18 protein-coding genes are annotated in these 20,117 nt (G+C 49.4%); 5 read left to right on the top strand and 13 right to left on the bottom strand.

The genetic code is table 11. The features are described 5' to 3' along the window. Positions 1–2,114: 2,114 nt before the first annotated feature. The 9 genes from J1779_RS01105 to J1779_RS01065 all read right to left on the bottom strand — a co-directional run bounded on the left by J1779_RS01105 (position 2,115) and on the right by J1779_RS01065 (position 9,951). Entirely contained in the window at positions 2,115–3,083 is a 969-nt protein-coding gene (locus J1779_RS01105) for a reverse transcriptase domain-containing protein (protein WP_217202632.1), read from the bottom strand. Next, a complete protein-coding gene (locus J1779_RS01100; protein ID WP_217202631.1) occupies positions 3,076–3,624 on the bottom strand; it encodes a fimbrial protein in 549 nt (182 codons plus the stop codon). The genes J1779_RS01105 and J1779_RS01100 overlap by 8 nt, the downstream gene beginning before the upstream one ends. Before the next feature lie 13 nt (positions 3,625–3,637). Next, complete coding sequence (locus J1779_RS01095; RefSeq protein WP_217202630.1) at positions 3,638–4,114, bottom strand: fimbrial protein; 477 nt, start codon at positions 4,112–4,114, stop codon at positions 3,638–3,640. 14 nt (positions 4,115–4,128) lie between these two features. Next, positions 4,129–4,632, bottom strand: coding sequence for a fimbrial protein (locus J1779_RS01090; RefSeq protein ID WP_238485010.1), 504 nt, complete (start codon positions 4,630–4,632; stop codon positions 4,129–4,131). 9 nt (positions 4,633–4,641) lie between these two features. After that, the gene (locus J1779_RS01085) at positions 4,642–5,298 is read right to left on the bottom strand and encodes a fimbrial protein (protein ID WP_217202629.1); all 657 of its coding nucleotides are present in this window, start codon (positions 5,296–5,298) and stop codon (positions 4,642–4,644) included. 35 nt (positions 5,299–5,333) lie between these two features. Continuing rightward, a complete protein-coding gene (locus J1779_RS01080) occupies positions 5,334–6,071 on the bottom strand; it encodes a fimbria/pilus periplasmic chaperone (protein ID WP_274388792.1) in 738 nt (245 codons plus the stop codon). 87 nt (positions 6,072–6,158) lie between these two features. Then, positions 6,159–8,687, bottom strand: coding sequence for an outer membrane usher protein (locus J1779_RS01075; RefSeq protein WP_217202635.1), 2,529 nt, complete (start codon positions 8,685–8,687; stop codon positions 6,159–6,161). 125 nt (positions 8,688–8,812) lie between these two features. After that, positions 8,813–9,388, bottom strand: a complete 576-nt coding sequence (locus J1779_RS01070) for a fimbrial protein (protein ID WP_238485009.1) — start codon at positions 9,386–9,388, stop codon at positions 8,813–8,815. Positions 9,389–9,423: 35 nt separating this feature from the next. Further along, the gene (locus tag J1779_RS01065; protein ID WP_217202627.1) at positions 9,424–9,951 is read right to left on the bottom strand and encodes a fimbrial protein; all 528 of its coding nucleotides are present in this window, start codon (positions 9,949–9,951) and stop codon (positions 9,424–9,426) included. Positions 9,952–10,750: 799 nt separating this feature from the next. On the opposite strand from J1779_RS01065, the gene J1779_RS01060 reads away from it, so the two are divergent. The 5 genes from J1779_RS01060 (at position 10,751) to J1779_RS01040 (ending at position 16,978) form a co-directional block, all read left to right on the top strand. Continuing rightward, positions 10,751–12,544, top strand: a complete 1,794-nt coding sequence (locus J1779_RS01060) for a PglL family O-oligosaccharyltransferase (RefSeq protein WP_238485008.1) — start codon at positions 10,751–10,753, stop codon at positions 12,542–12,544. After that, on the top strand, positions 12,541–13,128 hold the full coding sequence (locus tag J1779_RS01055) for a helix-turn-helix transcriptional regulator (protein ID WP_217202626.1): 588 nt from the start codon (positions 12,541–12,543) through the stop codon (positions 13,126–13,128). The genes J1779_RS01060 and J1779_RS01055 overlap by 4 nt, the downstream gene beginning before the upstream one ends. 72 nt (positions 13,129–13,200) lie before the next feature. Beyond that, positions 13,201–13,848, top strand: a complete 648-nt coding sequence (locus J1779_RS01050) for a DsbA family protein (RefSeq protein WP_217202625.1) — start codon at positions 13,201–13,203, stop codon at positions 13,846–13,848. 562 nt (positions 13,849–14,410) lie between these two features. Continuing rightward, positions 14,411–14,731 (top strand): hypothetical protein, encoded by a 321-nt coding sequence (locus J1779_RS01045; RefSeq protein WP_217202624.1) that lies wholly within the window; start codon positions 14,411–14,413, stop codon positions 14,729–14,731. A gap of 1,455 nt (positions 14,732–16,186) precedes the next feature. After that, positions 16,187–16,978, top strand: a complete 792-nt coding sequence (locus J1779_RS01040) for a tyrosine-type recombinase/integrase (RefSeq protein WP_217202623.1) — start codon at positions 16,187–16,189, stop codon at positions 16,976–16,978. Positions 16,979–17,210: 232 nt separating this feature from the next. On the opposite strand, the gene J1779_RS01035 is transcribed toward J1779_RS01040, so the two are convergent. The 4 genes from J1779_RS01035 to J1779_RS01020 form a co-directional block, all read right to left on the bottom strand. Then, positions 17,211–17,471 (bottom strand): ribbon-helix-helix domain-containing protein, encoded by a 261-nt coding sequence (locus J1779_RS01035; RefSeq protein ID WP_217202622.1) that lies wholly within the window; start codon positions 17,469–17,471, stop codon positions 17,211–17,213. Continuing rightward, the gene (locus J1779_RS01030; protein ID WP_217202621.1) at positions 17,465–18,100 is read right to left on the bottom strand and encodes an AAA family ATPase; all 636 of its coding nucleotides are present in this window, start codon (positions 18,098–18,100) and stop codon (positions 17,465–17,467) included. Before J1779_RS01030 ends, J1779_RS01035 begins: the two co-directional genes overlap by 7 nt. Positions 18,101–18,290: 190 nt before the next feature. Continuing rightward, positions 18,291–19,058 (bottom strand): TraX family protein, encoded by a 768-nt coding sequence (locus tag J1779_RS01025; protein ID WP_217202620.1) that lies wholly within the window; start codon positions 19,056–19,058, stop codon positions 18,291–18,293. Beyond that, a complete protein-coding gene (locus J1779_RS01020; protein WP_217202619.1) occupies positions 19,059–19,685 on the bottom strand; it encodes a recombinase family protein in 627 nt (208 codons plus the stop codon). Positions 19,686–20,117 lie beyond the last annotated feature (432 nt).

Genomic DNA, 20,117 nt, shown 5'->3' with positions numbered 1-20,117 from the left:
ATATACCTTTGAGGATGCTGGCAGAGTTGATTATGTTCAACGCAGCCTGGCTATTATTCCATTCTGTTTCACAGAAAAACTGTCCGGAAGGGTATTTCCAAGTGTCAGCAATATTTTTTTATCTATATGAGGAGGTAAAGATTATTCAGGCCTGTAGATTTTTGGTCCAATGTCATATCAGTTATCGCCAGCGTATGCTGTAGATAAGATTCTGGCTTCTGATTCTTCACTTCCCAGCTCCTGATTAGGCTCTAATATAGCGTCCCTCCCCACCCTACGTATAGAACTCACCCCGTTGTGTAATAGAGCAGTATCCGAGTCCGTAGATGTAGTACAATACATAATGGCTTTGGTTGTATCAGAAAGCATCGAAGAACATAGTTCCCTTCATTTGTTATCTGTCGATCAGCTTCTGTCATCTCTTATTTCGAGTCTCTCTGTATTCCCCCAACCCGCCCCCTAGTGGGAGTCCATGTTGTGTCGCATTTTTGTACACATTGTTTGGCAAGGACAACTCCATTAGGGACAGCATGTCGCACTTACCGGGTGAAAGAAACCAGCAAACGTGCGTGGCACATTGTGAACAAGATATGGGGATGGGAGCTGGCGACGTGGAATTAGTGTGTCTCTGTGCGTATCTTATAAATTTTAGGCGGTTCCCCACCGCAATTCCCCCTATTAAGTAATCCAGAATTGGAACTATCCGCAGAATGTATTGTGCCGGGTTATTATCATGACGATTTCGAACCATTGGCGCACATACGGCTAGTATGACGCCACACAAACAAACAAGGATTCGTTTAAGAGTGCGGCACTATTCTTATCAAATGATTTCTTTCGTGTTCAATTTTGCGGATATGCACATCCATTCCAGGATGGGCGGTTGCTCAGCCTCCAGTCCGTTAGCGGGAATGGGTCTAGAGCCGCGATATCACGCACCGGGCCTGACGAACCTGTGGTGCGCGCCACCGGACTCCCCGTTCGCATCGTACAGCAAGGCAAGATTGAGACCCAAGAGGGTGGCAGCGCCGTATTAGAACTCAGGGGAAAAAACTCGTCGTTCTCCCGTCGGGGGGCATTTCGCAGTAAAAGGTTTATCACCTTGTACATGTGTCCAAGGGCAGTACGCACGTTCAGGGTGCGATGTCGCGGACTGCGCGCCCATTGCCCACCTCCGGGCTGGGTTATTGCCCGCCACGAGGTGGGCAATGGGCCCTTATTGCGGTTCCACAATCAGCACGGTTGAGGCGCTGTATGCCCCAGGGGCGGCGTTGGCTGCATGCATGACCGACGATATGTAGTAGGCCCCGTCGCCCACGTGTTGTATGCCGAGTGACGCGCGAATCCCGGGGGCGATGTCGAGCTCAGGTCCCCCGAGGAAGGTGGTCTGGGGGTTGTCCCCGCACGTTATAACCGCATCAACGCCGCGTTCATCCACCGCGGTCGGCGGGACGGTGCCGTGGTCCAGTACACCGCCGTTCCCAACACTGATGGAGCAACTTACGCCGGGAGCAGTCGGCTTCGCACAGTATTGATTGTAGGAGTTCGCGACTTGCAATGCGGTCAGTTCGCCCCACGGTGTGTACACGGTCCCTTTCGGGACGAACTGATCGTACTTTGCGAAGATGGCGCATTCAGCGCCTGGCGGAGCGCCGCTGTGGGCCCCATACTCCCCACCGAGGATGCCGCACGTGGAGTCGGTCGTCAGGGTAAACCCAGTGGCGGTGGTGGTTCGGCACGCACCGGATATCAGCGGGGCGTGACCACCCCCATCCCGGATCCACGAGCAGGATTGGAATGCCCCGGGGGAGCCCTGGGCGCAGTGTATCCCCAGTACGTGAACTTCCGTCCCCACGGACGGGGAGGTGATGTCGGGGGCCGGTACGCGTATGGTGGATTCCGCGGAGTAGTAAACGTCGTGGGAGCATGGGACCCCTCCCCCGTTGACGGTGCACCGTTCGATTTTCAGTCCCACGACGGTAGGCCATTCAGCGCCGGGTGCGGGGGCGGCGAGGAGATATAGCGCGGCGGTCACGGCATGTCGTATATTCATGTGGTTCTCGTTGCGGGAAAGGACTTCGGATGGTGGAGGGGCATGCTATGGCCCCGGAGATTCATCCGGCAGCTTTTAAGTGATAGTTTGCCCATAACATCCATCGGGCTTCGTACTCATGCACCTGTGCATCAGCTTCTGTCTTCGACAGTCCCCGATGTCTGGCCTGCTCATAAAGCCGCGCGACACGTGCCCGATGATTTTCTTGTGCCCTCGGTGCTATCCGGGGCCCCTCACGGGCAAACCATATTCCCAGCCAGTCAAAACCATACTCAATTCTCCCGATTTGGGTTTTATCCGGGTGGGTTTCAAAACCATCCAGATTAAAAAATTCATGAAGCCGTTTAACCGACCGCCGCAGTTGCCAGCGCGAACGGGTAAACAGCACAAAATCATCCATATACCGTGCATAAAAAGTCCCTTCCTGGGCCGCGAAATACACGTCCACATGGTGCAATAGACTGGCTCCGATCAACGGGCTTAATGCACAGCCCCGGCAAATACCGTGTTTCGGCGTATGAAACTCGCCCGAATCTTCGACGCTGTAATATAGATATTGACGTATTAGCTCGATCAATACCGGGTCATCGACACAGTTCTTAACCTGCGATAATACCTGTACTTTACGGATATGCCGGTAGTAACCTCGGATATCCGTACGGTAGACAAAGGCGTATTCCCCCCGACCAAGCGCCTGCCCAACCTCTTGCACCGATCGCCGGCCACCACCATGCCCTTTCACATGGGCGCAACGTGCATGGGTGGGTAAAAGGCTCGCTACCTGCATTGCTACCCATTTCAACACCAGCGCATCTTGCGCACTCCATTGCACCCAGGTCCGACCAAAGCGACGGTGTACCTGCATCGGGGTTAGACGATAGCGCCCGGCAAGCACGCTACCAAACAACGCATCTCCCCAATGCTGCCAGTGATAGCGTAAATGCCAGACATCCGCATTCGGCGGTGCGTGCCGTCGCCGCACGCATAACCACTGATAAGCCGCATGCCAGTCGGCCTCAGCGTTACTCATACTCCAGGCTGAAGGTCGCCACCGCGCTGAACGGCCCGCGCTCAATTGTTTCGTTCGCTATCGCTTCGGGTTCACCCTGCACGTAGGCATTAAAGGCAATCAAGTTATTGTCCTTGGCCAAAGAGTATTTCTGCCCGACCTGGTTTAAGGGTAGCGGTTTGCCTTGTGGGGTTTCCATGCCTATCGCAATGCCGCTAGCCTGGCTAGTACCGTCCAAGGCTAATAAACCAGGTAAATGCGGGTTTTCATTACCGCTGAACGTCACCCGCACTGTGCTACCCAGGCTCAGATCGCATTCCGTCAGGTGTAATTCGAACTGTTGCCCTTGGGTGCGCTGATTCAGGTACAGGTATTTGTCGATCACCGTGCCAAAATCCAGCTGCAAGGTCTCCTCACCTGGCGGTATCACACAAGGTTCCGCTACCAGGGCACCGTGAAAAAGAACGTTGTCGGCACCTAAGGAAGCAAAGCTCGGTAACAAAGCCAGCCCCGCAATGCCCAACCATCTTGCACGTCGGTAACCTTTGCGATTTCGTCTCATCTATTACCCCCTGTTACTGGTATTCCGCTTTTAGCGTTGCCGTCGCCGCAAAAGCCTCTGCCTTTAAAGTAGCACCCGGGGTCTTGACCGGCACCGCCTCCAGTGCTGGCGGGTTTTTAGGATCAATACCCAACGGCGTGTTCAAGGTAAATGGCTTGCCGTTTTGCAGCACCCGGATACCTAAATCTGCTAGGTCGGTTTGTACCGCAGCATTGTCATAGCCGGTTTGTAGCCCACTCAGGGTTAAGGTCATATCCAGCCCGCTCACACCCGGTTCACAAGTAATTCGGTAATCCATGGCCTTCAGATAATTAACTCCATCCACTTTGTTGATCCCCACCCGTTCGCCAAAATCGACATCCACTATGCCGCTATCATTAATGGTGCAGGGGGGCGGCTCAATCAGGGTGCCTCTAAACAGCATGTTTTCTGCTGCACACAGCGAATGGCTGCATGCCAGCAGCAGACCCAACATTAAACATCGCATCATCTGGTGGCTCCGTTTCACTGGTAATCCACCTTCATCGTCGCCCCCGCCGAAAACACTCCGGCGGTCAGGGTACTGTTGGGGGATTTCACCGGCACTGCCTTCAATACCGGTAGGCTGGGGTAGGTAAACTTGATATCGCTGTTGAGCGGCAGGGGTTCGCCATTGTTAAGCAACGCGATACCTAAATTGTCCTGGTTGGTATCCAACACATTGGTGCCAAAAGCGGCGCCTATACCTTGTATCTGCATCACCATGTCATTGGAGGAAGCTCCACCGCATTGCACGCTGTAAGGCACCTCTCGCATATAGTTGTAGCCATCCACCCGGGTCGTCACTACCTCACCAAAATCCACTTCGATTGGCTGGTCACCGTTAATTACACAGGGTGGCGGGGCAACCACAGTCACCTTCACGGTGATGATGGCAGTATTGGCCCCCACCGCTATATGCGGTAATACGACCTGTAGCCCGCAAAGCAAAACGGCGGTCTTAATCCTTCTCATCGTTGTTCCATTCATGGCCGCGCCTCAGTCATAACTCAGATGAAAATTCAACTGTGCCCAATAAGCACCGGCCTGTAATGCGGTCCTCGTACGTTCCGGCGTCACAGTGTAGGTCAGTGTATTTTGCCCCGGGGTCAGCAACAAAGGCGCGCCCCGGCTGCCAAGGCGCACATCGCGGCCCTGGGGATCGGTCAACCGCAATGCCAACCCGCCGGCCCCCTGCACCTTAACGAGCTGTGGGTTATCCGCATCCGCAGTACCTATAAAACTGACGGTAACCGCAGGCTGACTTTCGCTCCACAGCAGGTTGCCGCTATGGCTATCCCGGTTTCGGGCCGGTCCCGGCAGGCAATCCTTCAGTGTCAACTGCACACCTAACGGAGCACCATGAGCCCCAACTTCTCGCAGTCGCCCTGTGCCTGTCTCTCCCAGGTCGATATCCTGCCAGGCAGAGACCATATCCAACCGGCAAGCGCTTTCAGTTAATGCGCCATGTACGCGCAATACGCCATTTGCACCGTCAACGTCCCAGTTACCCGCAGAGTGCGCTGCGGGAAGCAGCGAAAAAAAAACGCCAATTGTCAGCGGCACCATCATCACAACTGCGGCCTGGGTTAACCGGGAGGGCCATTCCTGGCGTGAAAGCCGAAAAAGGCTGTTTTTCCATTGTTTGTGTTGCATGTATCGCTCCTTCTCCGCATTAACCCGCATTACTGTCAGTGGCTGTCTTTAACTGGGGTGGCCTGGCAGCTGCTGCCACTACAACTGAATTTAAGCTGCGGGCGGCCACCGTAGTCATTGATGTAAGTTAGCACCGGGCTGTTGCCCAACGTGCCGGCACTGGCCTTAAGTGTTCCCTTGCCTTTAGGTTCAACCATCAGCGGTTCAAAGCCTTTTACCGACTCGCCTTTTACTGTACTGCTACCGTCTACCAGAGTGACAAAATACGGCGTCGGGTTATTCACCACATAGCTGTCACCCTCTTTGCTCAGAGTAATCTTTTCCTGCCATGGCTGGTCCCCTGTAGTTATCATCAGTGCTTTAGGACGATAGAACAGCTTGATACGCGTCTGCAGCGCTATCTGCAGGGTATTAGGCTTATCGGTACGCGGCGGGATCTCGCGCAGGTTAAAATAAAACAGTGACTCCCGGTCCTGCGCCAATAAATTGGCTGCCGGCAAACCTTGCACTTTCACCTGGCTTTTCGCTCCCGGCTCAATCCGTTGCACCGGCGGCAATACTGTCAACGGGGTGGTGATCTTGTTACCTTTTGCATCCTCAATCCAGCCCTGGGCAAGATAAGGCAGTTGTTTGTTCTCATTGCTGACGTTCAGGCTAAGCGACTTCTGGCTGCCATCATAAATCACCCGGGTACGGTCTAGTGCAATGGCGGCAAAGGCCGATTGCGCCATCAGGACGCATAACACCGCGCCGGCGATCAAGGGTGTTTTCATTTTCAATGTCATTTCAGTGGCTCTCATTCAAATAGGATTCGGTCGCGGTTACTCACGTGTGTCATAGGCACTCCCTGCCAAAATGGGTTAGCTCTCTTCTTGTTCAATTAACCGGCGGCACGGCAACAATAGGTCCGTTTCGCTGCTGTTCGAAAGCTTATCAGGCAGAACCAGTTCACACTGGGCAATTCCGCCCCAGTGCACGGTCATCGCTTCACCGGCATTAATACCACTCAGGTAAACGTTGCCACCGTCGTTAACGATGCCCACATCCTGCTTTTTCTTGTTGAGCACGCTTGCGCCAAACGGCGGCGTAGATCCATCGGCCAGGCGGATCACTGCCATCGCCTTCTCACCGGCAATCACTTCAAATTTACGGTAACCAATCGCCCCTTCGGTCAGGGTGGCCTGCACTACCGAGCGCGTGACTTCGGCATTATCTGGCAGTTTGTTCAGATCGATACTCACTCGGTTGCGGTGATAACTGCTCACATCCGACACCACTGCCTTGCCGAAGCGGTTGGATTCGGTCGTCGCGCCATAACCGTGGATAGGGATACCTGCTACGCCATCGGTATCCAACATCATTCGGGTGCCCCCCATACTGCCTGAGCGGTGCAGTGCTGCCCCATCCAGCGTAGCTGTTGCACCGCCCTGGAATGACGCACCAATCGAGGTATAGCGCCCTTCTTGGTAGCTGGCATTGGTGTTAATTTGAGCTGTATCCCCTTGATGGCTGTAATAGCCGCTCGCCATTGTGCCACTGCGAGAAAACCCGGAACTGACTTGATAGGTATCGTGATCGTTAACCCGATCGTAATAACTGGCCCGGTGACTGTTATCCTTACGATCCCAACTGCCGCTATAGCTGACTGAACCGTTGTTACCCCACGGCATCGACAGCGTCAGGTACATGCCGTCGTCATTAAGACCGTTATATTTATTGCGATACGCCGTCATCGACAGGCTCAGGTTCCTGAAGCGACCAATATCAAAATAACGCGACAGCGTCAGGTTATAGCGATCGTTTGCCGGCCGGTCCCAATAGGTCTGGTGGTTATAGTTCAGGTAGGCGCTCATCCCTAAATCTCGGAACTGCTGGTTAAAGGTGATGGTGTACATCTCCTTGCTGTTCTGCGAGCGCGTGCCGTAGGTACGCGCATCCAGATACTCGCTCATACTCATGTAGTTCTGCTGCGAGAAGCGGTAACCAGCAAAGGTCACCTGGCTGTCGTAGTCGTCAAACTGCTTCGAATAACTCACGCGGTAAGAACCGCCTGACAAGGTTTCATCCTCTGAGGCCAGCTTAGCTCGCGATTCTGTAGCGTCAAACGACAGCGCCCCCAGTATCATCAGATCCCGACCAATCCCCAGTGCCAGCGCGTTATAATCCCCACCGGCAACGCCGCCGCCATACAACGACCAACCGTTGCTCACGCCCCAAGAGAACTCACCGGTGGTAAACAGTGGGCCGTTAGTACTGTGCTGCCAATCCGCTGGTCGACCGGTCGCCACCTTGTAGCGCACTGAGCCAGGGCGCGTCAGGTACGGCACGCTGGCGGTGTCCATCTTGAACTCCTGCACGCTGCCGTCCTGCTCTTCCACCCGGATGTCCAGTTGGCCGCTTACCGCGTCGTTAATGTCCTGAATGCGGAACGGCCCGGCGGCAACTTGGGTTTCCTGCAATACACGCCCCTGCTGGCTGATAACAACCTTCGCATTGGTTTTGGCGATGCCGGTTACTTCCGGCGCATAGCCACGTAAGTTCGGCGGCAGCATGTTGTCATCGCTGGTCAGGCTGGCTCCGGCAAAACGGAAGCTGTCAAAAATATCGGAGGTGAGGAAGTTCTCCCCCATCGTCAGTTTGGCACCCAGCTGCGGGATAGCCCGGTAAGCGTAATAACGGCTCCAGTCCCAGTTATTCTGTGTCGGCTGCCCAGAGCCAGTCTGGTGATCCACCCGAGTTTGCCAGTCGGCACGCAGGCGCCACGCACCCATGTTGGCACCGACGGTACCGTTGCCGCTGAGGTTATAGCTTTGCGTTCCACTCTGATGCTGCCGTTGGGACTGAGTATTAACACTATAGTCGAGCAGCAACCCCGGAATACCGTTGTCCCAGCGTGAAGGTGGGTCCCAATCATTCGAAGCATATTCCAGATAAGCCTGCGGAATATTAAGGTACAGCTTGGCCGCCCCTAAATCGCCCTTGGCAGTCGCGCCCTCTAGACTGTTAACCACCAGACACTGCCCCTGATGCCACCATGCCAGTTTTGCCTTCATGTCCGGCTTTAAACCAAATTGCTCAACGAGTTCCGGTGTAATACAGGCTTCACTGCCTTTTGGGTCGTTTTCGGGCACAAAGAATGTCACGGGCTGCTCTAACAGCTCTTGTTTATTAATATGCACCGACATGACGTAATCACCCGGCATAATGTAACCGCTACGGGAAAACTGATCTAAATCGATATTGCTGCGGTCGTTAATATCTAAAACGTCGGTATTAAAACTAAATTCAGCTGCCTGAGCAGATACCATTGCTCCGCTGATGATATAGCTGATAACCAAAAACAGAATGTGCGGACGCGAAGGTAATGCCTTAAAATAATATAACGCCATCATTTTCAGACCTTTTATATGATTCCATCAGGCGTTAACTCTATTATTTCAAATAATGTCTACGCCTAAATTAACCCTGTATCACTACTTAAAAATAATAATCATGGTCAAGCTACTCTACTGATTCAGTAGTAATCCAATTTGAATTTTACCGTTGAGGTGTATTCGCCCGCACGTAATAATTGATGATTACTCACGAGCCGCAGAGAGTAATTCAATAACATTTCTTTAGCGGAAATTTGACCAGCCGGTAGTGGAACTCCTGGCATGGCAATATTCCCCTGGCTGTCGGTCAACTGTAGGGAAACACCTTTCGCTGCCCCATCAATACCAAATAAGCCTGCATCTGCGGAACCATCGAAACTAATTTGAAAATGGCGGAAATCCGGTAAAGATGTATCCTGTCGCGCCAATACACAATTTACCAGCCTTATGGAGAAGGGTTTTATCAAACCCTGCCCATCACGGGCAATATAGCTAATCGGCAAGCTACCCATATTAATCGTTTGATCACGGCTGAACGTATCTATCGCGCAGGCTGTTTCAATAATCGCCCCGACCATATTAACCTGGCCCCAGCCTTGCGACTGGTTTGACTGTACCGGGTTCACGATGCATATGTTCACTAGCAAAATGAGCGGCAAAACGCCTATTTTTATGGACATAAACTTGCTCGATAATGGCAGCGGATAAAAATGCATGTGGGAAAATCCCACATGCATGCACAGAAACGCGATTACTGATATGCCAGCGTGAAGTTGGCTACGCTCTTGAAGTCACCTGGGGTGATACCCTCAGAAGCACCGTCACCCTGCAAATAGGCTGTAAAGCCCAAGGTATTGTTACCGACTGATACCGCCTGAGCAGCCGTTGCCGTACCCAGTTTAATCAATTTACCGGACATATCGGCCATGGCGATGCTCGCACCCGCTGCAGTACCCGTCATACCCAACATTCCATCGGTACCACCTGTAGCCCCGCTAAATGTAGCAGTCACAGTATTCGCTTTATCTTCGAGAATGCTGCAATTTTCCAGGCGGATTTCGAAGTACTTAGGTGCGGACGCTCCTTTATCCAACAGTGCAACGTTAGATACCTGACCCAGGTTAACGGTTTGATCAATGGTGTCTGGATCGATAGAGCATGGTGCATCAATAATAGAACCGGTGAAGGTTACAGTGCCATGTCCCTGGTCGGCTGCGTTAGCGAAAGAAGCAATACTCATTGCAAAAGACAGACCTAGTACAATTTTGTTCAGTTTCATTCTGTATTCCTTAAAGATAATAATAATAAAAGTGCACCTTAATACCTAAAATGCAGCATTCTGATTTCCCTACACACAAATAATGACATATTCCGAAAGTACCTTTTTCTTAAGGCAATAACTCCCTCGCAGAATAACATTCACTTAATTTGATCTGATGACAAACATCAGCATCAGAAGCACACCTGTAAATGTGCAGGATAATTGGCAACAAGAGATTTTCATAATTCAACAATCATGTGCTGGAGCATATTATTGCAAAACTCAGCACTCTCTGAATAGTATTAAAATTGATTTGGATAAACTTTGAATTTAAAGCCCAGAGCCTGAAAAATAAAATAATAACGAAAGATTATAACACCACAAAAACCACCCAACACAGAATAATCAACCACATAAAAGAAGGTATCGATTTATTTAACCAGAAAAGCGCAAAACACGATATGATTACCATGAAGCTATCTTGAACAGACCATGTGAGCTTATCCTCGTTTTCGTTTGAAGATAAATGGATAAAACACATATTTATCATATATTTGAATGTTATGCCGGAGCATATGATTTCCACGTAAATGCATCAGCAGGGACTAAATCTGAAACTAAGCAATAGTTAATCGCTAAGCCAATTGATATGTATTCCTATATATAAACATGAAGCTACTCTGCATAACAACTTTTTACTCCCACATTCAAACTATATTCCTTAACTTATAAGTTAATTATATAACATGCTTTTAACACAATATTAATACTAATCTCCGGCTAATAGTTGGCTGGGACGAAAAAATCAGGTGAAATAATGTATTTTGCGAAGCGCATTTTATCCCTGCGCGACCAGTTTGGTTTGGCGACATTACCCTTAATGCTACTGTTGATATGGTTGATTTTTCTTAACCCGATTTATCTGCAAAACATGGGGGGAAGCGGCATGAAATTGCCGCAAAATATTATTTCCTGGACCATCATGGCACTGATTGTGACTTGCATTTGGTTGACCCTGCCGGCAGGTAAAAAAATCAGGCTCACCGCAACTGCCCGCTGGGCGTTACTTGCCATCATAATTTTGGCTATCCCTTTGCTCTATACGCCACCCTCATGGCGTAATGCGGCGATGGCACGTTGGTTAGCATTGTTTGGTGGGTGGATGTTCTATACATCCTTATTGCAGTACAAAGCACCGCGCTTCGGCAACACCTTGCTGTATTACACTATTCTGTCAGCAGTCACATTACAGGCCTTGATCGCTCTGCTGCAGTTCACCTTACCCGACATCATTCCTGAGATTATTCGTTACCCAATGCTCAGTGGCCGACCATCAGGGGTGTTTCAGCAGGTTAATGTTCTGGCCAGCTTTATCGCTACAGGATTGGCATTAGCACTAATGCTCTTTCTGCTGCCTCTCTATTCCTGCAGCAACATAAGGTTTGAACGCTTGCGCTCCGGATGTTTGGGGTTAACCTTACTCTTATTCCCTGCTCTACTGGTGTGGTTACAATCACGTATTGGCTGGATTGGTGGTACCGCTGTTGCCCTGCTGTTTTTGATACGTTTACACCCCCTTCACCGCCAGCGTGCAATATGGGCTGTTTGTTTGATGTCCCTGGGCATACTGATAGGGGTATTAACACTGTTTCATGGATTAAGTGTTGTGCATGGTTTGGAGTATGTAAGCCATGCGGGTTCAAACCATGCAAGGTACACCATGTACCGCGATACACTGGCAATGATTGGTGAAAAGCCTCTGGCAGGCTGGGGTTATGGGGGGTTTGAATACAGCTTTCAACATTTTCGATTGGCGCAAAGTCTATACACACATGTTGTTGAGATTGCACGGCATCCGCACAATGAGCTGTTGCTTTGGTGGGTAGAAGGAGGCCTGGTGGCGTTGGCAGGTATGCTGTTGTTAGTGGCTTGCGCACTATATCTGGTCAAATCGGCGGTAAAGTGCGACCGTACCAAACATCGCCAATTCACATACTCTGCAGGTGATGCAACGGCACTTTGTATTGTGATGCTGCCTATCGCTTTACATACACAAACGGAATATCCATTTAGCCTTTCCGCTGCGCATTGGACGATATTTTTACTGTTACTGGCTACGTTGGATCGCAAGATCAACAGGCTCAATAAATGTTCCACACTTAACCTTAGAACTTCTGCACTCTTAGCCACTACGATCCCCGCGATTTCCTTCGCGGTCTTCGTTATGACGATGATCGGACTTTATGGAAATCTGGTTTTAACCACCGCTGAACGCGACGGCTTAACAGATATCGAATCTGCCCGACGTGTTATGAAGTTTGATCCCTGGGTTAACACCGAGCGCTGGCACTATGACCAGCAAACTCACGCATTGCTGACTTTTAATCAAACGGGTGACCATCGCCTGCTTGATGGTTATGTCCAGTGGAGCCGCGGTTACCTTTCCCGACGTATCGATAAAAATGTTTATGCCTCCTGGATAACCATTGCGCAATATAAGCAGGATGCATTGACACACAGTCGTTTACAGCTGGAAGCTCACGCACTTTTCCCTGACGATTCGCGCTTTATAAACCAGGATATTGATCCTCTTCAGGAGGCGCCATTATGACCCGGAAGTTGAAAATACTTATTGTTGATACGGACCAGTTTTTTGTTGCCGGGCTTCAGCAAGCCATCCGTAAGTATTTTAATGCCCGTAATACTGAGGTGCTATTCCTCAGCTTGCCTTTGCAATACCCCCTGGCGGACCTGATATTTTGGGCTTCCTATTGTCCCAACAAAGTAATGCCGATGGGGTTGTTAGAAAATCGCAAAGTTATACAACTGAAGTCACAAGAGATGCCTAATCTGGTTACTGATAACATGGCGTTAGTATTCTATCGCCATCAGTGCGACAACAGCTTGTCGTCGCTATTAGATCAAGTAATGCATACGACTTTGGACAGGCATGCAGAAACAGAGAGTGAAGAAAACCAAGAAAACCCCTTCTTCGCACTTACCCCCCGACAATGGGAAGTGATAGGCTATATTTCATCCGGAATGAGTTTATACGAGATTTCAAAACGCTTAAGGATTGATAGAAAAACAGTTAGCAGCCATAAGCGAGCTGCAATGCGCAATTTACAACTCAATAGCATCACTGATTTACACAAGTGGCTACTCTCTAACGGCATGATAGGAAATAATTTATAAAAATATTAATTACAGCACGATAATTTATCACTCAGTCCATATTGACCACTAACAAAATGACGGAATTATAGAATGTCTCTTTTTAATAAATTCGCAACTCTGATGTTGTTAACTTTATGTTTTCACGGTTATGCTCAAACTAATACTGCGAAAAATCAGTCCATCCCTCAGGAAGGAAAAGAATACTCTACGTTAGCAAATCCCATTCATTCACAGCCGAAAGTGATAGAGTTTTTCTCATTCTATTGCAACCCTTGTTATCAGTTTGTCGAAAACTATCCCGTCGCAGACGGGATTAATAAGATCCTTCCGAACGGTGAAACTGTTATCAAATATCACGTCAGTGTCATGGGGCCACTAGGAAATGAGCTGACAGAGGCCTGGGCCATTGCCACGGTGATGGGTAAAACAGATGATATTGAGAAACCATTGTTCGAAGCAGTGCACAATAAAAAAATAACCAGCGTTTCTGATATTAAAGATGTTTTTTCCGAAAGAGGAATTGATGCTGCTGTGTACGAAAATGCGCGCCAAAGTATTATGGTAAAAGAATTTATTGCCCGTCAAAACTCTGCGATGGAAAAATACTCAGTCAGAGGAACACCAACATTTTACGTAAAAGGCACATATCAAATTAATAATGGCGGTATTACTGCTTCTACTCCCGAAGGCTATGTCGACGGCTTTACTCAGACAGTTCAAGCATTGCTGGAGCGATAACTTTAAACAATGCCAACAAACAAAAATTAAGGTGATCATGAAAATCGATCGTGTCCACGTAACCCGTCAGAGTATTCACTGACGTCACATGGGGTTGCAGATCGCATCACATTAATCTTTCGCGCAGTTTTTTGTAGGTCAGGACGAGTTGTTGTCGTCATTTTCGCTTGGGGCAACCTCAGCGTCCTGACCATGCTTATCCAGTTTCTTAATCTTATGAAAATGCTCCTGTTTCTACCTGTGAGATAGGAACGATTTTGCACGACTTTTATCACCGGACTTAATTTTAAAGTAACTTGTGCCGCTTATAACGGGTGTACAAGAAGGGTAACCATCAGCTCAGTCAATGTTCATGGCGTGGGACTTTTCCTTGAACATCATCGTGCTAACCACTTTTCAGTTAATGTAAAACACATTAAGACTCGCGTAGATATGAAATATAAATCTATTTAATAGTTAATTATAGTGCATTAATCTATAAAAAATCGACGTTGCACTATATATAACCACAACATTGGAGGGTAATGTTACAGTGAGTCATACAATATTTTGAGGGTATCAGATGAAAATAAATTATTTTTCAACGAAAGATAACGCTTCAATGCTTAAAAAAAGCGAATGTATTAACACTCTTAAAAAATACGGTTTCGTTGAGATAAGCGAGTTGATTCATTATATCAATAGCATTGAGGGGACATACATTGATTCCTGGGATGCTAAATTTGTATTAGACAGGGTGAGATATTGTCTTGAACGACATGGTGACGGAGGCGAATATTTTACTAATCTCAAATCACTTGCATCAGTGTTAAATGAATTTGTTTTTGAGGGAGGAAGTAAAACTATGAGTTCGCACTCATTAAATGTAACAAACATATGGTAGTGAGATGATTTTAAAAATTACGTATAAAGTCTGATGTTAATGCTGCGAATGCAGGTATAATAAATTTATTATTTCATTTCTCTACTGAAAAATATTAATACAGGCATTTTTTTCGGCCTGCTAGTTATATAAATTAACGGAAAATTACAATACTGTAATAGCAAACATTTAACCCCCCTTCTTCAGAGAGAATACACGATATACGTTCAACTCCTTTATATTTTTGCCGTCATCGTACTTAACCCGTTTATTCTTCGATTTAAACCGCTATTCATTAATTACGACAATAATGAGTGGCTGCAACACATCCGGTGAAGAGCAACGATATCCAATATCCGCATAGAGACCTCAGTCGACTTCATATTTTTGTGCCCCATCAGCCCTTGTAACATCTTGAGCGGTAAGCCCGAGTACCGCATAACTTCGCTATTCTGCTAATGCCACTGGTTCATATCCCGGACTCCTGTTGCACACCGGTGGACGTAGCCTCCTTATAAATTTTGTGGTTACCCGTAGACTGCCCAACTTTTTACTCAGTCACCCCGTATCGGCTTTTTCTCTATGTGCGTCAGCAGGTTAAGCGCAAAATAACCAGCGGATAAAGACTCATCCTAAACTCGCCCGCAGCGCGAACACTCTGGTATAATTGTAAATGTATCAGGGGCTTGCATACCGTCTGGTGCGGTAAGGCGGCGGAAACGGGGGCGTTCCCGACCGCCCTATCCCCTCCCCCGCACGTTGGGCTTTTTCCCGTATAGCCGAAAACTCCCCAAAACGGCAGATCGCCATTTTGGTATTTATTCCACTCGATCGCGACGCGAATTTTCGGCACACGGTGTTTAATCACAGGATAATAGCCCCCGAAAGCCGGCTCTGCGACGCAGATTGCGGAGATTAAAAAATTGAGCCTTATACCCCACGAAAGTTTTCAGAATTCACGTAGCTAAACTCAGCCTGTGCAATGACGAGAAAATCCCACTTCCCGAAGCAGTCTCCCTCTTCTGCGAAATCTAACCGCTTGTCACCCCCGGACCCATCGCATTCCGTTTTCTGCCATTACCGGCAACCGCGACCGCCGGGTGGGATTATGGCCTAAACCCCACTATGTGGTATTCATATCCGTAACCATCCACTAGATACAGTGCCAAAAGGATCCTTTTTGGATCCTGGCTGCACAACACGCCAAATTATTTGATTCCGTTTTATGGCATAATTCCATAAGTCGGAAAGTATGACCGGAAGCGCCCACGAGTTTTTGCCGTGGTATCCGCCCCGCCGCTGGGCGAAAATGACCACCTTAGCCGCCGCCGGCGGACAATTTTGCGAAGATCGCGCTGTGTGAATTCTGAAAAGCGGTCAGGGGGTGAGTCCGCTATTTTTTACGTAGCGCGATCTCGGCCGTTTTTGGCCAAACGTGATGAAATTTGCGGTTCTGTTTGAAGGGGAAGATGACCGATGACTGAGTTGACCACGCTGCCGGGACCGGAGCGTCGCCCGATGTTAATGGTGCGTCCGGAAGATCACCGGCGCGCGCTGGCTCTCCGCCAGATGGCCATGGCCTATGCCGACCTGCCACGATACCTTTTATTGCCGGAGGTCAGCGCCCTGCTCCACTACTTGCCCGACTGGTCACAGCACGCCCTGGTCTCCACGTTGTGGAATACCGGCGGGCGGATCAATGAAGTGCTGGCGTTGAAAAGGCGCGACTTCCGGCTTAACGGCGATTACCCGCACGTGGTGATCCGCACCGCCAAGCAGCGCCGCGCCGGCACCGGCCGTCCGGCCAAGGGAAAATCAGCCAACCGCGTGGTGCCTTTATCCGATCCGGGGTTTGTGGACGAGCTGCGCCGGCTGTTTGCCAGTACGCGCGAAAGGATTGAGACCGATGCGCAGACCGGCGAACGTCGTCCGCTCCCCATCTGGACGGCCACCGACAGAACCGTGCGAAACTGGCTAACCCGGGCTGTCGATGAGGCAAGACGTGACGGCGTGACGTTTTCGGTACCGGTCACGCCGCACGTCTTCCGGCACAGCTACGCCATGCACCACTGCTATCAGCATACGCCGCTGAAGGTGCTGCAGGCACTGCTCGGCCATGAGAAAGCGGAAAGTACGGAAGTGTATACGCGGGTGTTTGCGTTAGATATTGCGGCCAGTCAACAGATCACCTTCAGCATGCCTGAGTCCCAGGCCGTTAGCTTGCTGAAAGAAACGCATGTTTCAAGTGCCTTTTTGATGCAAAAATAACACCGTTAAGGCACAAATAAGGTTCCTTATTGGTACTATTTCGGCATACATATTTTTTGATTGGTCACACATTCTTTCAAAGAAGTGCAAGGATGAACGTGGGGAAGGATATAAAAGGAGAGATAAGCCTGGCTGGGTTTGTTCTGATCCAGTGAAGAATGAATGATAATTAAGGAGCCTTTTAAATACTATAAAAGCTCCTTATTGGTACTAAATTAGTGTCTTTTTAGCGTTATTCACCCAGCCCATTTTCGGCGTAGAAGGATAACGCATGGCGGATCATATTGAGCTTTGAGCGCTGGGTTTTCTCACACAGTGACTCCAGCTGGGTAAACTCAAACTCATTAAAGGGTACCCGGATAGCTTTATAGTCTCGCTTGGCATCTTTGGGCAGGCTGAGTTTCTGCGCCGGCATGCTTTCTGCGAGCGCGGCAAAAGCCTCAATTTTATCGGCATCGGCTGTTTGTGCCGCCCGTTCTCTGCGTTTTACCATTTCACAATCTCCTGTACCAGACATTGGATCTCACCGCGTGCTTTGCCGTTGTCCATCTCCACCACGCCCTTACCTTCTGACATGCAGTCGCGGTAGATTTTACGGTCCCGAATGATGGTATTCACCAGCTGGAGCACCGGATAATCCGTCAGATAGGTTTTTGCATCCTGAGTCTCATTCACGATCGGGTTGGTCGGCGCCATGGTCAGCAGCGCTTTGACCCGAAGTTTGGGATTGAGATCTAACGCCATCGTAATGATGTCCTGCAGTGCGGGCAGCGTATCCTGATCGGGTTGCGAGGGACGAAAAGGGACGATCAGCACGTCGGCGGCGCTCATACCGGTGCGCAGTTCCCGACTGTCGCGCCCTGCGGAATCCACCACGACATACTCATAGCGTTTGCTCAGGTCTGAGAGCGTTTCATGGATGTTGTCGAACTTCTGAATGCTGTGGATTTTTGTGAGGGAGGCGTTCTGGTTCCGGTCGCTGATCCAGTTAGAGGCCGTGCCCTGACGGTCGGCGTCGACCAGCATGACGTCCTTACCCTGTCTGGCGAGCTCGGCACAGATATTTGCCGCGGTGGTGGATTTTCCGCAGCCCCCTTTTTGGCTCCCAATAAGTATAATCATGGCACCGTCTCAGCATTATATTGATATCAAAGTGGTACCATTTTAACTCTTACTTCTATTCCTTACAATTCAAATGACGCTGTTACTTTTGACCTGCTCCCCGCCGGTTCGCCATTGAGTGGCCGTGATTGCCTGCGAGTCGGGCCAACGCGGCAACGTTGACTCATTCCGGCATCCGTTTGGATTTTTATCACCTAATCCCAGCTCTGATTAACACTGAAACTATGCCTAATATCAGAAGGTGGCCGCAGTACAACCAGTAGAACGTTTGCCGAGGTAAAAAGCGTTTTTCTGACCTTTGGATGTTATCCGTTAAAGTCAGCATAAAAAGCGGTAAACACAGCGTGGGAATGATGGCGAACACGACCACGTTGAGCAGTGATGCAGCCATTAAAGATGCGGCATTTAAACTGAACAGTGATAAAAGCCAAAGAAGTAATACTGACGTTCCTGGCGTGACGCTGGCGAACATCAGAACTGAGATCAACACAAAGGCAATGCCTGCTAACCCATAGCTGGCCAGTGAGAGCGGCCATACGAAGACTGCGATAAGCACAATGCTTTTCATCCAGCAATACTGCGTCCGGGGATAGACCCACGCGACCAGCTGGCTGCATACCGCAAAGACAAACAAAATGTTCAACGCGTACCAGGGCTGATGTCCGTAAAAGGCAAAGGCAAAGTAAGGCTGTGTAATGACCGCCCACTTCCATTGACGATTCGCCAGTTCCTGGGCACGGCCCGGCTGTTTCGCCATGTTGAACGCGAAGATAAGTGCAAACAGCGGCATGGCCATGCGACCAACGGCGTAGAGCGGTAAGCTCGAGGGCGACAACAGAATGTCATTCATATGGTCGATAAGCATGGCGGCCAGGGCCACGCATTTCAGCACATCCATGTTGAAGGGGGACATTCTTTCAAAGTAGCCAGGAACCGCCTCCACCTGCGTTAAAAGCATTTACTCAGCCTCTTTAAGAAGTTTTTTACAGACCCGGTTAACCGTGCTCAACGATGCGCCGCTAATTCGTGAAACGTCAGCTAGGCTACTGCCGTTCTTTCTTAGCGTCATGATCACCCTATGCAAATCTTCGTCAGCCCTGCGGCCGAGAAACTTCCCCTCGGCCTTGGCTTTATCAATCCCCTCACGTTGCCGGTGACGGCGGTCTTCATAGTCTTTACGTGATATCGCGGCCAACATGTCTAACATCATGCCGTTGATAGCCCGGAGCATAGCCCCCTGAAAATCACTTCCGCTCTTATCGGTTAATGCCATTTGGCTGGTGGGTAAATCTAAGCTCACGACAGCCACCTGCTTCGCGGTAATGATTGTTTTCAGCGCATCCCAGTCATCCTCTGATAAGCGGGATAACCGATCGACCTGTTCAATCAGGATGACGTCACCTTTATCTGCCTCATCCAGCATCCGCATGAGTTCGGGTCTTTGAAGCGAGGCACCGGACTCATTCTCGATGTACCAGGCGGCAATTCGGTAGCCGTTATCTTCAGCAAATGATTTCATCCGCTTTTGTGCCCGTTTAGCATCCTGGCTTTTTGTTGAAGCACGAAGATAACCGAAAATATACATATTTACCCCTCAATGTGTCATTAAGGTTATATCACAATGGTTGGTGTCATTTAGGTAGTGTCTTTAAGCAAATTTAGCTATGCTGGGTATGGTGTCTTTTGGGTATGCCGAGCCGATTTTTTACGTTTTATGGTAACCGTAGCGGACACTCAGCGGAATTCACGTAGCGTAATCAAATGTAAGGAGGCTTAATGTCTAATAGGAGCGAACAGAAGGCATTTACTCGTGCCGGATGAACATCTAAAAATTAACATCCTTCCCACTCCCCCCCGACTGAAAGATATTTCTATATCTCTACCAGATCGATTCAGATATGTTATTGCTGACTTAAAAAGACAGAAAAAATACATAAAGAAATAACGGAAATTGACTAACACGTGGCACTAAAATTTTTTGCAGGCTTAGCAGAGATTGTATCCGTGGGGCTTGATT

Source organism: Rahnella rivi (assembly GCF_019049655.1).
GTDB lineage: Bacteria > Pseudomonadota > Gammaproteobacteria > Enterobacterales > Enterobacteriaceae > Rahnella > Rahnella rivi.
The sequence above is the reverse complement of the archived record's forward strand: the minus strand, read 5'-3'. Positions and strand labels throughout refer to the sequence as shown.

What these genes read in the sequence shown, in the direction of transcription:
- J1779_RS01105 (WP_217202632.1), bottom strand. Translation starts at nt 3,083, where the DNA reads ATGAGTAACGCTGAGGCCGACTGGCATGCGGCTTATCAGTGGTTATGC.
- J1779_RS01100 (WP_217202631.1), bottom strand. Translation starts at nt 3,624, where the DNA reads ATGAGACGAAATCGCAAAGGTTACCGACGTGCAAGATGGTTGGGCATT.
- J1779_RS01095 (WP_217202630.1), bottom strand. Translation starts at nt 4,114, where the DNA reads ATGATGCGATGTTTAATGTTGGGTCTGCTGCTGGCATGCAGCCATTCG.
- J1779_RS01090 (WP_238485010.1), bottom strand. Translation starts at nt 4,632, where the DNA reads ATGAATGGAACAACGATGAGAAGGATTAAGACCGCCGTTTTGCTTTGC.
- J1779_RS01085 (WP_217202629.1), bottom strand. Translation starts at nt 5,298, where the DNA reads ATGCAACACAAACAATGGAAAAACAGCCTTTTTCGGCTTTCACGCCAG.
- J1779_RS01080 (WP_274388792.1), bottom strand. Translation starts at nt 6,071, where the DNA reads ATGAAAACACCCTTGATCGCCGGCGCGGTGTTATGCGTCCTGATGGCG.
- J1779_RS01075 (WP_217202635.1), bottom strand. Translation starts at nt 8,687, where the DNA reads ATGGCGTTATATTATTTTAAGGCATTACCTTCGCGTCCGCACATTCTG.
- J1779_RS01070 (WP_238485009.1), bottom strand. Translation starts at nt 9,388, where the DNA reads ATGCATTTTTATCCGCTGCCATTATCGAGCAAGTTTATGTCCATAAAA.
- J1779_RS01065 (WP_217202627.1), bottom strand. Translation starts at nt 9,951, where the DNA reads ATGAAACTGAACAAAATTGTACTAGGTCTGTCTTTTGCAATGAGTATT.
- J1779_RS01060 (WP_238485008.1), top strand. Translation starts at nt 10,751, where the DNA reads ATGTATTTTGCGAAGCGCATTTTATCCCTGCGCGACCAGTTTGGTTTG.
- J1779_RS01055 (WP_217202626.1), top strand. Translation starts at nt 12,541, where the DNA reads ATGACCCGGAAGTTGAAAATACTTATTGTTGATACGGACCAGTTTTTT.
- J1779_RS01050 (WP_217202625.1), top strand. Translation starts at nt 13,201, where the DNA reads ATGTCTCTTTTTAATAAATTCGCAACTCTGATGTTGTTAACTTTATGT.
- J1779_RS01045 (WP_217202624.1), top strand. Translation starts at nt 14,411, where the DNA reads ATGAAAATAAATTATTTTTCAACGAAAGATAACGCTTCAATGCTTAAA.
- J1779_RS01040 (WP_217202623.1), top strand. Translation starts at nt 16,187, where the DNA reads ATGACTGAGTTGACCACGCTGCCGGGACCGGAGCGTCGCCCGATGTTA.
- J1779_RS01035 (WP_217202622.1), bottom strand. Translation starts at nt 17,471, where the DNA reads ATGGTAAAACGCAGAGAACGGGCGGCACAAACAGCCGATGCCGATAAA.
- J1779_RS01030 (WP_217202621.1), bottom strand. Translation starts at nt 18,100, where the DNA reads ATGATTATACTTATTGGGAGCCAAAAAGGGGGCTGCGGAAAATCCACC.
- J1779_RS01025 (WP_217202620.1), bottom strand. Translation starts at nt 19,058, where the DNA reads ATGCTTTTAACGCAGGTGGAGGCGGTTCCTGGCTACTTTGAAAGAATG.
- J1779_RS01020 (WP_217202619.1), bottom strand. Translation starts at nt 19,685, where the DNA reads ATGTATATTTTCGGTTATCTTCGTGCTTCAACAAAAAGCCAGGATGCT.